Origin of the sequence: Rossellomorea sp. LjRoot5 (genome assembly GCF_964253455.1) — a bacterium.
Classification (GTDB): Bacteria; Bacillota; Bacilli; order Bacillales; family Bacillaceae_B; genus Rossellomorea.
This window is the reverse complement of record NZ_CAXUQN020000001.1, coordinates 2550587-2562695: the sequence shown is the minus strand read 5'-3', so window position 1 is coordinate 2562695 and position 12109 is coordinate 2550587. Positions and strand designations below refer to the sequence as shown.

The 12109-nt window shown below is 40.5% G+C and carries 11 protein-coding genes; 7 read left to right on the top strand and 4 right to left on the bottom strand.

Features of this window, described 5'->3' with window-relative positions:
* Positions 1-103 precede the first annotated feature (103 nt).
* The 3 genes from ACSQ2E_RS13170 to ACSQ2E_RS13160 all read right to left on the bottom strand — a co-directional run bounded on the left by ACSQ2E_RS13170 (position 104) and on the right by ACSQ2E_RS13160 (position 3404).
* Complete coding sequence (locus tag ACSQ2E_RS13170) at positions 104-1558, bottom strand: hypothetical protein (protein WP_435991173.1); 1455 nt, start codon at positions 1556-1558, stop codon at positions 104-106.
* 124 nt (positions 1559-1682) lie between these two features.
* Positions 1683-2438, bottom strand: a complete 756-nt coding sequence (locus ACSQ2E_RS13165) for a CsxC family protein (protein ID WP_435991171.1) — start codon at positions 2436-2438, stop codon at positions 1683-1685.
* A 198-nt stretch (positions 2439-2636) separates the two neighbouring features.
* Positions 2637-3404, bottom strand: a complete 768-nt coding sequence (locus tag ACSQ2E_RS13160; protein ID WP_435991169.1) for a CsxC family protein — start codon at positions 3402-3404, stop codon at positions 2637-2639.
* A 234-nt stretch (positions 3405-3638) separates the two neighbouring features.
* On the opposite strand from ACSQ2E_RS13160, the gene ACSQ2E_RS13155 reads away from it, so the two are divergent.
* Together ACSQ2E_RS13155 and ACSQ2E_RS13150 are read left to right on the top strand one after the other, a co-directional pair.
* On the top strand, positions 3639-4820 hold the full coding sequence (locus tag ACSQ2E_RS13155; protein WP_435991167.1) for an Alp7A family actin-like protein: 1182 nt from the start codon (positions 3639-3641) through the stop codon (positions 4818-4820).
* Positions 4821-4832: 12 nt separating this feature from the next.
* A complete protein-coding gene (locus tag ACSQ2E_RS13150; protein WP_435991165.1) occupies positions 4833-5219 on the top strand; it encodes a hypothetical protein in 387 nt (128 codons plus the stop codon).
* Positions 5220-5264: 45 nt separating this feature from the next.
* Here ACSQ2E_RS13150 and ACSQ2E_RS13145 read toward each other — a convergent pair whose 3' ends face one another.
* Positions 5265-5837 carry a CotY/CotZ family spore coat protein gene (locus tag ACSQ2E_RS13145; RefSeq protein WP_435991163.1) on the bottom strand — a complete coding sequence of 191 codons (573 nt, stop codon included), beginning with the start codon at positions 5835-5837 and terminating at the stop codon, positions 5265-5267.
* A 387-nt stretch (positions 5838-6224) separates the two neighbouring features.
* On the opposite strand from ACSQ2E_RS13145, the gene miaB reads away from it, so the two are divergent.
* The 5 genes from miaB (at position 6225) to ACSQ2E_RS13120 (ending at position 12053) form a co-directional block, all read left to right on the top strand.
* On the top strand, positions 6225-7790 hold the full coding sequence (miaB, locus tag ACSQ2E_RS13140) for a tRNA (N6-isopentenyl adenosine(37)-C2)-methylthiotransferase MiaB (RefSeq protein WP_435991161.1): 1566 nt from the start codon (positions 6225-6227) through the stop codon (positions 7788-7790).
* Position 7791: 1 nt separating this feature from the next.
* Positions 7792-8223 carry a RicAFT regulatory complex protein RicA family protein gene (locus ACSQ2E_RS13135; RefSeq protein WP_034759994.1) on the top strand — a complete coding sequence of 144 codons (432 nt, stop codon included), beginning with the start codon at positions 7792-7794 and terminating at the stop codon, positions 8221-8223.
* 260 nt (positions 8224-8483) lie between these two features.
* The gene (locus ACSQ2E_RS13130; protein WP_034759992.1) at positions 8484-9020 is read left to right on the top strand and encodes an outer spore coat protein CotE; all 537 of its coding nucleotides are present in this window, start codon (positions 8484-8486) and stop codon (positions 9018-9020) included.
* Between the two features lie 236 nt (positions 9021-9256).
* Complete coding sequence (locus ACSQ2E_RS13125; RefSeq protein ID WP_435991158.1) at positions 9257-11425, top strand: DNA topoisomerase III; 2169 nt, start codon at positions 9257-9259, stop codon at positions 11423-11425.
* Between the two features lie 100 nt (positions 11426-11525).
* The gene (locus ACSQ2E_RS13120) at positions 11526-12053 is read left to right on the top strand and encodes an ankyrin repeat domain-containing protein (RefSeq protein WP_435991156.1); all 528 of its coding nucleotides are present in this window, start codon (positions 11526-11528) and stop codon (positions 12051-12053) included.
* Positions 12054-12109: the final 56 nt, after the last annotated feature.

The window sequence follows — 12109 nt, the reverse complement described above, 5'->3', positions numbered from 1 at the left end:
TTGAAAGGCGTTGTAAGAGATTACGAAGATAACTGTGAGAGGGTAGAGTGACGAGTTGAAAAGGGGTTCACCTTGAGGGTGGACCCCTTCCTCTTTATACATATTATTGAATCAGATCATCCGATTGGATGTGCACAAATTGTTCTTGTGTTAAATGAAGGCATACCTGTAAACAACCTTGAATTTGTAAAGTTGTCTTGCCATTTTTCTTTAAGGATTCATGCTGACTGATAAACGTGAAATCTTGTAGAAAATGTTCAATTGAATCACAGAAGGAATAATGGCATTCATGATGAGTGCTTGGTTCTTGGGTGTTTTCTGCCAGGAATGTGTATTCTCTCTTCTCACTCACAGGGATATTAGGCGGAAGTATCCAACGAATGGGAATGATGCGATCCCATTGAATTGGGATTTTGATAGAACGGATAGAAGCTGTTTCCCCTGGATTTACATATTGAATCGAAGCAACAAGCGTCCCTTTTACAAACACAACTGCAGCAGGAATAGGAATATTAGTCTTAAGAGATTGGATGGACCAGTGTATGGAAAGTATATGTTCAATTGGAAACGGTAATTCAACGTCTTCAAAGATATCGACTTCAACCTGCAAAGTAGACAGTACAAAGGGAATCTTTACAGTTAAAGAGCGAGAGTCGGGTACAGTGGTTTCAGTCCCACTTTCCAGGTGATGTTCTTCCGAAAATAGTTCATTTTCGAAACGCTCTTTTAATGCGGTCAGATTTGGGTGTTGGGGTTCGATCTCCTCGATATCCTCTTGATGTTCATATTTATCGTTCCCAATATCCTCTTGATGTTCAATGATGGTTTCCCGCTCTGTGGAAATCTTTTTGAGAACTGAGGTTAAGACATCAATGCAATGAACGAACTCAGGCTGTTTACTTTTCATCGGACTCGATTCTTTTTCACAGTATATTGTTTCTAAGTAATCACTAAATGAAGGCAGATGATTTTCATTATGATCAAATTCATGGTTCGAATAGTTTATTTCTTCTTCAAGTGCAATAGGGGAAATATCGTCGGAAATGCCATTTGAGTCGTGATGGTTTTCTGGTCCTTGGTGGAGATTTCTTTGTTCCTCCAGCTCTTCCTCCAACATCATAAATATCTCTTCCCGGATCGACACAGGATCATTTCCCTCTTCAGAACCCTTTATAAGAACTTCTTCTTCAAGGGAGGGCTCGATTTCTCTATCTTCATCTGAAGTCGAATGGCCGGAGTTGTTCCGGGTATCAGATAAATCCTCTTCAGTGTAATCGGACTTCAAGTCCCCGTATTCCTGTTCATCATCCCCATCTAGCGACTCATCGGTTTTGCTCAGTTTATTTTCTTGGTTTACCGCCATATCCATCACCTTAGGTGGAGGGAAAAACGTCGGGTGGGAATGGATTTTTTCCTGAGATTCTTTAGGCAGGACTGTATCTTGTATGGGATTATTTATGTTCAACACATGACCTTGTAAGGAAAGATCTTGCTTCTGAGTAAGGTTAAACAGAGAAAATGAAGACGATTTCCGGCTATTTTTTTCATTTTCTTTCATTTTCTCCAGAAAATGGTTCTCTAAATCGTTATTTTGTTCTTCTCTCATAATCATGGTGATCGGTGCGCTTCAACATCACACCGAATCATTTACCTCCTCTCTCTAAATGAATGAATAGTCATGATCAGTCGCACTCATCATTCGTTGTGGAGGTAACCCGTATTTGTTGGTTCTGAAGGACTTTTACACATATATCTATGACCATTTTTTCTTCGATTGTTCGGAAGTAACCTTCTCCAATGGGACCGGAGTGAGGGAGGGGACACCGGTCGATGGCTTCATCCCACTCGATGATTTTACTTGAAACTAACTCACAGTAAGGGATTTCATTGTAAAATTGGTGGCTTTCCTGATGGAATTGAGATAAATCATGGGTTTGTAATTCATCTTTTTCCGGATACCCGGAAGGCAGCGGTTTTGAAATGAAGAAATCAAATTCCTGACGGTTATTCACTTCCGGCATGACCGGCATGGATAAGAAATGCTTAATGTCTGTCACACATTGAAAAGGTATATCCACTGTGTATGAGTGAAGATCTGACGCAATCGAAGAAAGGGACGTTTCTTCAATTTCTTTACAAGGGCTTGCATACTGGATGTTTTTTCGTACAAAACCTTTTACAAAAAGTTTATTAGAAGGAAGAAGAAGTCTGCACTGTGTTAATTTTATCGTTTTTTTAATATCTTTAATTTCCAAAACGGCTTCTGGAAAGGTGATCGTCGCATCTACATTTACCTGTAGTGTCAGTTCTGCCAATACGACAGGTACCTTGGTCACAATTTTTCCGATACTGACTTTTGGGTGGTGACAATGGCTTTTACAATCATGCATATTTGACGTTCCATGGCATTCGGACATTTTATGATGATTTTCAAACATAAGGGGCCTCCTAAAGCAAGATAATGCCATCTTATGATTAAGATTGATAGTTGTTTGGGCCTTTAGCCTATATGTATAGAGCCTAATTATGGAAAGCCTGCCACAAATACTGATGAGAATGTTGTACAGAAAGAAAATGCACTCCCCCTACTGTTATAGATAACAGTAGGGGGAGTGCTGAAGATACTAGTTTACTGCTTATTCTGCAGTAAGACGGATTTGCTGTTTTTGTAATACTTTAATAGTAAAGTTGAGGGACATTTTTTCTAGCATATTGTAGAAATATCCTTCACCTACAGGACCTTCGGATACACGATCTGTTGATTCATCCCACTCTATAATGCTGCTTGAAAGCAATTCACAATAAGGAAGTTGATTGTAGTATTGATTGCTGTATTGATGGAATTGAGAAATATCATTTGATAAATATTGATCCTTCTCTGGATAGCCTGTCCCTAAGTCTTGAGCTCTAAAGAAGTCAAATTCCTGACGGTTATTCGTTCTTGGGAGTTGGACCGGAGATTCCAGGGTAATCGTAGTCATGCATTTGAAAGGGACACGGACCGTTAAAGATTTAATGTCAGAAGATATACAGGATCCGTCGAATCCAGATCCTCCACTAGGTGTTGCATATTGAATGTTTTTGCGCACATACCCTGATAATAGTAGAGGAAATTGTGCACCATCTTCACTGAAGTCGCCATCGCTTGTTGGAATCGTCATTAAACGGCATTGTACAATTTCGACTTTCTTTTTTACATCTTTGATTTCCATTACAGGCTCTGGAAATTTAATGTGTGCTTCAAGGTTACTTGATACACGATATACTCCTAAATCTACTGGAACATGGACAATTCTTTCACCTGCCGGGGTTAGAATGGCACCTACTGTTGTGTTGTCGCAGTGATCGAGTGAAGCAGACTTATCTACGTTCACACAATTTTTACTCTTATTATAATCACTCATATTTTTTCCTCCTATTTAATAAACAATATTTAAACTACACTTTATAATATGCGGATAGAATCTATTAAGAGTGGATATATGAATCAGTATAAGAGTGGAAATTTACTAGGGAAAATCATTTTAGTAGAAACAACCCTTTTCCATTTTCCGTTACTGCCCTGAAAAATTTATGACTGGGTACGTGCACAGATGTTTTCTCTCCCGGCATAAGCTTTAGGGAAGGAGGAGGATGGAATGGATAGGCATAATTATGCAGCTGTGGACTTGGGAAACAGCTTTTATAAAGCCATTGTATCAACTCAAGGTGAAGTGAGAGAGTATTCCATGCCGAATGCAATTGCGTTATTTGATGAAGAATTTTATGAGAAACCTTACGACGACGAGGATGTTTTACTACAAGACAATTTGATTGTGGAAGTGAACAGTTCAGCGCTTCATGAAAAAAGGGATCCATATTATATCGGTAAAGCAGCAGCCAGACAGCGAAATGTGAGTTTAACGTCCTTTAATAATCAGAAGGTAGATGAAGACCGTACTTACACCCTTTTATTTGGCATGTTGGCCAATCATGCCGTAAAGAACAGCCGATCTGAGACAGATTTATCTTTTGAGATCGATCAATTGGCGGTCTCTCTGCCGACCACTCAGTATAAAGAGCGGAAAGATACGTTGAAAAGCCGTCTCATCGGGACCCATATAGTTTATCTGCACAAGGTTCCTGGAATGGCTTCCCCTAAAGAAATCATTGTAAGACTTCATATTAAAGATGTCATTATTGGGGCTGAAGGAGCCTGTGCCTACCTGTCATTGACACGGGATGAAGAGACATTGGGAGTCAAAGATGAAGCTCTTTTACAGGACTCTGCCAAAGGGATCCTAATCGGTGACCTGGGTGGAGATTCAGTGGATTTTGTAGGAATCAAAAACAATAAGCCAGTGGCTTCCATCGAGGGCGAGCCTTTCGGGATCAATCAGTTTTTAGATCATATCATTCAGAAAGTCAGTAAGTATGAGCTATACAAGTTCGATTCAAGATCTGAACTAGAGGAGAAGCTGGTGGCAGGTCAATCCGAGTGGTATGTAGAACCATTCGCCGGGGTGAAAAAGGATATAAGTAAATATATCATTCCGCAGTTGAAATCATTGGCCATTAAATACCTGGAACATTTCGACCGGGTAAGGAACAGCTCAAATGAAATTAAGGGTGCGGTCAAATACATTGCAGTTGGCGGTGCCGCAAAAATAGCCGAATCCCATATCAGGGAAGCGGCCGTGAAATGGGCAGAAAGAGGACGCCCCATTGAATTATTTTTTCCGCAAAATATGGAAAAATTAAATGTATCAGGATTAATGATCCTTGCAAGATTGAATCAATTAAAAAAAAATCCTGTGCATATGGAATATACAAAAAGCTAAAGGGTGATGAGTATGCCTAAAAAATATGCAGATTACTTTCAGGATACGATTCTAACGATCCCCGATAGCTTCGTGAATGTTAAAACCGGGGAAACGAAAGCCATCACTTCTAAGATTGTAGAGCAAGTCGCCTATCATGCGAAAAATAATACATTGAATCATCTTGTTTTTTCAGCACTGCATGATTACCTGCATCACCCTAAACCTGTTCAAGTGAATAGACAATCCGAACATGTCATTTTAGAAGAACTAGTGGAATTAAAGAGATTGCTGCTTCAACATGGAAATGATTCCTCCAAGAGCTTGAACGAATACACCATCAAGAGTCCACGAGAGCAAAATCAAGCTTCTGTTGGAATGAAAGAAATTGACGATTTACTTGAAGCTTTTGGAGGATGAAAAAGGTGAACGATTCTCGTTCACCTTTTTTCATTCGGGATGTATTTATAAATGAACGGCAGGCAGGCAGGTAATAGCACAGAAACAAGACAAGTCAACAGTTATACAAATTCCGGTTCCCATCAATTCTTCCACACTTTTGTGATCGATCTGTTTACAAGGTGAAGAGAGCGCGCATTTACTTTCATGATGATGGGAATCGCCCTTATGGTGCTCGGATTTAAAGGTTAATAATTCAAGGGTCGCACATCTATGATCAAGATCAATTAACTTAAAGACGTAGGTCTCTATGCACTTGAAGGTTTTTTTCTTTTTTGAGTGACAATGATAGGTAGTGACACCAGTGCCCTTAAATGGCTCGCAGCCACAATATAAAATAAAAGGGATGGTATTCTTTTTGTGTTTCTTTTTTTCACAAAGTAAATCCTCTATGGACTTTTTACACGAAGTATCACAGCCATGGTCTTTTTTTGCTTTTTTCTGAGCTTCAAGGATTGCTTCTAAAACGTCTTCCACACAATGATCATAATGCCTGGAACGAGAGTCGTGGCATTTCTGCTTTTGATAATCTTCATGGAAATAGGTGTCCTGAGAATTTGATTTTTGACTATAACTCATTATTTAACACTCCTTTACAATTTACTACTAATTATCATACGTTCATAAGGTAATATTCGATTGAGCTTCTAGCCTAAAATGATAAAAAATAGATTTCGGGTACATAATTGGTAGATGCTAAGCCTGCACTGAAGGTGTCGAAAGATGAAGGGGGTTACCTGAGTGATAAAAAGGTGAATGGATTTGTAATGAAGCTATCTTAGTACAGCAGAATCACTAGCTAAAATAGAAAGGAAACATTTTTCAACACTTAAGCGACTCTATTGTATGTAGGGTTGAAAACCTTTATACTATAGTAATGTGCAACAATGTATATCCTGTTAATTAAGACCGGCTATATATATAGAAGAAAACGGTTTGGTTATAGAGGTAGAAAGGGGATTATTCATGAACGAAGAACAGCGAAAACATGGACAACAATCGAAGTCTGGATCTCCAGCGGACCAAAAATCCGAAAAGGATTTCAGCAAGTACTTTGAAAGTGTCTATATCCCGCCGTCGTTAAAAGATGCCAAGAAGCGTGGGAAAGAAGAAATTCAATACCATAATGACTTTACAATCGATGATCAATTTAGAGGACTCGGGGAAGGAAAGAAATTCTATATCCGTACCTATGGTTGTCAAATGAATGAGCATGATACAGAAGTGATGGCAGGGATCTTCATGGCACTAGGCTATGAAGCGACGAATTCGACAGATGATGCAGATGTCATCCTATTGAATACATGTGCCATTCGTGAAAATGCTGAGAATAAGGTGTTCGGCGAATTAGGGCATCTAAAACATTTAAAAAGGGAAAAGCCTGATCTATTAATTGGAGTATGCGGATGTATGTCCCAGGAAGAATCGGTTGTCAACAAAATCCTGAAAACCTATCAACAGGTGGACATGATCTTTGGTACGCATAATATTCATCGTCTTCCTCAAATATTATCTGATGCTTATATGTCCAAGGCGATGGTCGTTGAGGTGTGGTCGAAAGAAGGGGACGTCATTGAGAACCTTCCGAAGGTCCGCCGTGGCAATATCAAGGCATGGGTCAATATCATGTACGGATGTGACAAGTTCTGTACATACTGTATCGTGCCGTATACGCGGGGGAAAGAAAGAAGCCGCCGTCCTGAAGAAATCATTCAGGAAGTCCGCCATCTGGCCGCACAGGGATATCAGGAAATCACTCTCCTTGGTCAAAACGTCAACGCATACGGTAAGGATATTGAAGACCTTCAGTATGGGTTGGGAGACTTAATGGATGATCTTCGTAAGGTGGATATTCCACGTATCCGGTTCACAACCAGTCATCCAAGGGATTTTGATGATCATTTAATAGAAGTGCTTGCCAAGAAAGGAAATCTGGTCGAGCACATTCATTTACCTGTTCAATCAGGTTCGACAGATGTTCTGAAAATCATGGCACGTAAGTATACCAGGGAACAATTCCTGGAATTAGTGGGTAAAATTAAAAAAGCCATGCCGGACGTGGCGCTTACGACAGATATTATCGTTGGTTACCCAAATGAAACCAATGAACAATTTGAAGAAACCCTTTCTTTATATAAGGAAGTTGGCTTTGAATCGGCATACACTTACATCTACTCTCCACGGGAAGGTACGCCTGCAGCGAAGATGAATGACAACGTGCCGATGGAAGTGAAGAAAGAACGTCTTCAACGGTTGAATGCAGTTGTGAAAGAAAATTCTGCAGAAGCGATGAAGAAATATACGGGTCAAATCGTTGAGGTGCTTGTGGATGGGGAGAGTAAGAAGAATCCGGACATTCTGGCAGGTTACACAAGACGCAGTAAGCTCGTAAACTTCAAGGCTCCTAAAACAGCCATTGGGAAAATAGTGAAAGTAAAGATCACAGATGCCAAGTCCTGGTCATTGGATGGGGAAATGGTAGGAGAAGGCCAAATCGGAACAGAATTCCAGGAAGCGGTAGAGGTGAAATAATATGGCAAAGTATACAAAAGACGATATTATGAAGCGTGCAGAGGAACTTGCAACAATGATTGCTGAAACGGAAGAAGTGGATTTCTTTAAGCGGGCGGAAGCACAGATCCACGAAAATCAAAAAGTCCGTGAAATGATCGCAAGTATCAAGAGTTTACAAAAACAAGCCGTTAACTTCCAACACTATGGGAAGATTGAAGCCCTGAAAATGGTAGAGGCGAAAATTGAAAACCTTGAAAAGGAAATCGATGAGATTCCGGTTGTTCAACAATTTAAGGAATCTCAAACGGATGTGAATGATTTATTGCAAATCGTTGCTTCGGTAATTTCAAATAATGTGACAGATCATATCATCGAGACGACCGGGGGAGACTTACTCCGCGGGGAAACAGGGTCACACGTGAAAAACTCAGCGCCAGGCAGCTGTTCCTGAGGCTGGGAATATGTCATAGGCTTCACGAATAATTCAGTTCATAACGATCTATACAGAAAGGGATATCCCTTTCCTGTATAGATCGTTTTTTTGTTTGTTTTTTCACCGTTACCATGCAATGCATTCCGGAACATTCAATTGGGATTCGCATACAATACATTATCTAAGCAACAATCCCATTATGTAATAAAAATTTACTCGCACAAACACCTAGATAGTCGCATAAGATGAATTGAAAATGAATGAGGAGGTTCGCTCGAATGGCAGAATATAGAGAGATTATCACTAAAGCGGTCGTAGCGAAGGGACGTAAATTCACACAGTCTCATCATACGATTTGCCCACCGCATAATCCATCGAGCATTTTAGGCTGCTGGATCATTAACCATCAGTATGAAGCACACAAAGTCGGCAAGAAGGTCGAAGTTCACGGTTTTTACGAAATCAACGTATGGTACTCCCACAGTGACAACACGAAGACATCCGTTGTAACCGAGAGAGTAGAATATACAGATTGCATTAAATTAAAATACCGTGATCCCGACTGCTTAGATGACATTGAAGTATGTGCCAGAGTACTGCAACAGCCAAATTGCTGCGAAGCGGTCATTTCACCGAACGGTAACAAGATCATCGTTCACGTCGAACGTGAATTCCTGGTGGAAGTTATCGGAGAAACGAAAGTATGTGTCCTAGTGAATCCTGAAGGTTGTGACGATGAGGACTGGGATTGCGACTTGGATGATGAAGAATTTGAAGAGTTAGATCCAGACTTCTTAGAAGGCGACGAAGAATAATATTTACTAGGAAGACGGCCTCTTCCTAGTTTTTTCTTACGATTGACAGGCGAGGGGCATGGAGATAGAAACAGCGGGCATCTGTCCAGATGCTCTTTTTTTATGTGTTGAACCAATCACTAAGACCCGGTGATTGGTTTTTTCCTTAGCGTGAATCAACATACTCCACCCCTTTTATTGTATGTTAAAATAGAAGGGAAATAAAACATACATTCGGTAATGAAAGGATTTTTTACATGAAAAAAATTTTGGTCCTGGCAGAAAAACCTTCTGTCGGTAGAGATATTGCCCGAGTACTTCAGTGTACGAAAGATGGAAATGGATATTTGGAGGGAAACGATTATGTCGTCACATGGGCACTTGGACATCTGGTGACACTGGCCGAGCCTGAAAGCTATGATGATCGGTATAAATCATGGAAGCTTGAAGATCTCCCAATGCTCCCATCCTCCCTTAATCTTGTTGTGATCAAGAAAACGGGAAAACAATTCAGCACGGTCAAAACGCAAATGAACCGCCCTGATGTAAAAGAGATCGTCATTGCCACCGATGCTGGTCGTGAAGGAGAGCTTGTCGCCCGTTGGATCATCGAAAAAGCCCGGGTGAATAAGCCATTAAAGCGGTTATGGATTTCATCTGTCACCGACAAAGCCATCAAGGATGGATTCAATAGACTCAAAGACGCGAAAAGCTACGAAAATTTATATGCTGCTGCCGAGGCACGGTCCGCTGCTGATTGGTATGTTGGAATGAATGCAACAAGAGCGCTGACCACCAAGCACAATGCCCAATTGTCTTGCGGACGTGTACAAACACCGACGATAAGTATCATTGCCCAGCGTGAAGAAGAAATAAAGAATTTCACCCCACAATCCTTTTACGGTATACAAGCTGTCACGGATAAAGGGACCTTTGTGTGGTCCAACAGGAAAACCAATGATACGAGAACGTTTAACAAAGAAGAAATCACTTCAATCATGGAGTCATTAAAAGACAGGAAGGAAATCGTCATTCAGTCAGTGAAGAAAACATTGAAGAAAAATGTCGCACCTCCCCTTTATGATTTGACTGAATTACAAAGAGATGCCCATAAAATCTTTGGATTTTCTGCTAAAGAAACGCTTTCTATCATGCAGAAATTGTATGAGCAGCATAAATTAGTGACGTACCCGAGAACAGATAGTAAACATTTATCAAGTGATATGGTTTCAACCCTTAAGGACAGATTGAAAGCGGTGAACGTTCAACCTTACCGAAAGTTGGCCCACGGGGCGTTACAGGGCTCAATGCAATTGTCAAAAGCATATGTAGATGATCAAAAGGTGACAGATCATCATGCGATTATCCCGACGGAGGAAACGCCTTTTCTTCAGAAGCTGCAGGACAGGGAAAGAAAAATATATGATTTGATTGTCAAGCGTTTCTTAGCCGTATTCCTTCCTCCCTTTCAGTACGAACAAACGACTGTAGAAGCCACAATCGGGTCAGAAACGTTTCAAACAAAAGGGAAGCGGATTGTAGAGTCAGGATGGAAAGAACTCTATGATCACAACACGGAAGCAGACCAACTTCTTTCCAGAATGGAAAAAGGGACTGCCTATCCGGTCCTCACAATGAAAGAAACGGAGGGACAAACTAATCCTCCTGGAAGATTTAATGAGGGAACATTGTTATCCGCCATGGAGAACCCTAAGAAGTTCATGAAAGAAAGCAATAAAGACCTGCTCACGATGATCTCTGAGGCAGGCGGGCTTGGGACTGTCGCAACAAGAGCAGATATTATTGAGAAGCTCTTCAATTCAGGGGTAATAGAGTCAAAAGGAAAAGATATTCATATGACTTCCAAAGGGAAGCAACTATTGGAACTTGCACCTCTGGAGCTCAGGTCACCTACTTTGACGGCGGTGTGGGAGCAAAAGCTTGAAAAAATCGCCAATGGATCCCTGAAGAAGCAGGAATTTCTGAAAGAAATCAAGGATTATACGAAGAAGTCCGTCAGTGAAATCAAAAATTCAACCCAGAAATTCACACATGATAACCTGACAGGAACAAAATGCCCGGACTGTGGGAATTTAATGTTAGAGATTAAAAATAAGCATGGAAAGAAACTGGTATGCCAAGACAGGGAATGTGGTCACCGGAAAAATATCAGCAAGAAAACGAATGCCCGGTGTCCGAATTGCCATAAACGCCTGGACTTAAGAGGAGAAGGGGAAGGGCAGACATTCACCTGTGTATGTGGACATAGAGAAAAATTATCGACATTCAATGATAGAAGAAAAAAAGAAAAGAATAGTAAAGCGACAAAAAGGGATGTCAATAAATATCTAAATACACAACAGAAGGAAGAGCCTGTCAATACAGCATTAGCTGATGCCTTGGCTAAATTAAAATTGGATCAGTAGCCGTTCCTGGGGATGAGTGCCTATTTTGGCAATCATCCCTATCTTTTATCAAAATAAATTGGTAGAATATTTGTAATTATGAAAAAATGAGGTGAAGTCAATGACATCCTTTACAATTGAAGAGTTTTTTGAGGCAATCGAAACGGGAGATAAAGCGGTAGTGGAACAAACGTTAAGAAATGATACGAATCTTTGTAATGCAGAAAATGAACAAGGCTTAACCGCACTCGGGGTGGCATCGCATTTTGATCAAAAGGAAATTGTGGAGCTTCTTCTGAATTTTGGTGCGGATATCAATTCCGTTTCCAATTCAAAGGTATCCTACATTCCATCCAACACAGCATTACATGCAGGAATTGCCGGGAAAGCGTCAAAGGAGTTAGTGGAGTTCCTGCTGAATCAGGGAGCGAATGTAAATCAGAGCGATTCATCCGGCCATACACCTTTACATATTGCTGCTTTTGATGGAAGCGCAGAGATCGTTTCTTTGCTGCTGGCTTATGGAGACGGGCGAGCCATCCAACCAGAAGATACCAAAGATACCCAATCCCCTTTGGAGATCGCTACTGAAAGAAATAATAAAGATTTCTTGAAAGCTCACGAGAAATTTACTAAATCTAAAATATAATCTCCGATGAGGCGCATTCCCAAATGGGGATGCGTCTTTCATTATATTAAAAAAAT

Excerpts from the sequence above, each read along its gene's own strand:
- ACSQ2E_RS13170 (WP_435991173.1), bottom strand. The coding sequence starts at position 1,558 with ATGAAAGAAAATGAAAAAAATAGCCGGAAATCGTCTTCATTTTCTCTG.
- ACSQ2E_RS13165 (WP_435991171.1), bottom strand. The coding sequence starts at position 2,438 with ATGTTTGAAAATCATCATAAAATGTCCGAATGCCATGGAACGTCAAAT.
- ACSQ2E_RS13160 (WP_435991169.1), bottom strand. The coding sequence starts at position 3,404 with ATGAGTGATTATAATAAGAGTAAAAATTGTGTGAACGTAGATAAGTCT.
- ACSQ2E_RS13155 (WP_435991167.1), top strand. The coding sequence starts at position 3,639 with ATGGATAGGCATAATTATGCAGCTGTGGACTTGGGAAACAGCTTTTAT.
- ACSQ2E_RS13150 (WP_435991165.1), top strand. The coding sequence starts at position 4,833 with ATGCCTAAAAAATATGCAGATTACTTTCAGGATACGATTCTAACGATC.
- ACSQ2E_RS13145 (WP_435991163.1), bottom strand. The coding sequence starts at position 5,837 with ATGAGTTATAGTCAAAAATCAAATTCTCAGGACACCTATTTCCATGAA.
- miaB (WP_435991161.1), top strand. The coding sequence starts at position 6,225 with ATGAACGAAGAACAGCGAAAACATGGACAACAATCGAAGTCTGGATCT.
- ACSQ2E_RS13135 (WP_034759994.1), top strand. The coding sequence starts at position 7,792 with ATGGCAAAGTATACAAAAGACGATATTATGAAGCGTGCAGAGGAACTT.
- ACSQ2E_RS13130 (WP_034759992.1), top strand. The coding sequence starts at position 8,484 with ATGGCAGAATATAGAGAGATTATCACTAAAGCGGTCGTAGCGAAGGGA.
- ACSQ2E_RS13125 (WP_435991158.1), top strand. The coding sequence starts at position 9,257 with ATGAAAAAAATTTTGGTCCTGGCAGAAAAACCTTCTGTCGGTAGAGAT.
- ACSQ2E_RS13120 (WP_435991156.1), top strand. The coding sequence starts at position 11,526 with ATGACATCCTTTACAATTGAAGAGTTTTTTGAGGCAATCGAAACGGGA.